Origin of the sequence: Rahnella perminowiae, from assembly GCF_019049755.1 — a bacterium.
Taxonomy (GTDB): domain Bacteria; phylum Pseudomonadota; class Gammaproteobacteria; order Enterobacterales; family Enterobacteriaceae; genus Rahnella; species Rahnella perminowiae.
In genome coordinates this window covers 1-606 of the sequence record NZ_JAFMOS010000085.1, presented here as the reverse complement: position 1 = coordinate 606, position 606 = coordinate 1, and the positions used below count along the sequence as shown (strand labels likewise).

2 protein-coding genes are annotated in these 606 nt (G+C 43.2%); both read right to left on the bottom strand.

The genetic code is table 11. The features are described from left to right. Positions 1 to 55: 55 nt before the first annotated feature. Complete coding sequence (locus J1785_RS00430; RefSeq protein ID WP_217218539.1) at positions 56 to 541, bottom strand: Hcp family type VI secretion system effector; 486 nt, start codon at positions 539 to 541, stop codon at positions 56 to 58. Between the two features lie 15 nt (positions 542 to 556). Further along, positions 557 to 606 (bottom strand): DUF1493 family protein (locus tag J1785_RS26970; protein ID WP_217218540.1); only part of this gene is annotated, 50 nt, incomplete at its 5' end.

Genomic DNA, 606 nt, shown 5'->3' with positions numbered 1-606 from the left:
ACTGATACTTACTGACCGTATTATATCAATAGGGGCTATATCAGCCCCAAATGTATTATGCTGTAGTTCGTTCGTTCCAAGCATCGGTATATTGAATGTTGCCATCAACATACTTCCAAGTGATTTTCTCATAACGAAGTGCAACGTTTTCCATATGGCCTGTGCCGGGACAGCCACGGGTATCGTGCATCATCGGTGTTACAGAAATGACCTTTACGGTTTCAAGCAAAATGTTGAAGTACTCGACTTCTTGCCCTGCATCGTTGATGCAATACCATTTGATTTCGGCAGAGTGTAACGTTTGACCTGTACCAACTGCCTTGTATAAGTAAGGACTTGATGAGTCGATTTCCTTATCAAACTGGAAAGGGGCATGTTGTCGAGTACCTGTTAGCTTCCCTGTGTTGCTATCAGTTGGGATACTCAGGTTATGGTGAATCGATCTTAGTTCTATGCTTCCTTCACGATCCTTTACATCGGATGAACCACGGATATTTGCACCGCCATCGTCTTTAAGCCATAAGTGAACTGGTACAGCCATTGATTTAGCTCCTTGCTAATCGTACAACCATTTACCGGCTTTTGCCGACTCTATCAACATACCAA

What these genes read in the sequence shown, in the direction of transcription:
- J1785_RS00430 (WP_217218539.1), bottom strand. Translation starts at nt 541, where the DNA reads ATGGCTGTACCAGTTCACTTATGGCTTAAAGACGATGGCGGTGCAAAT.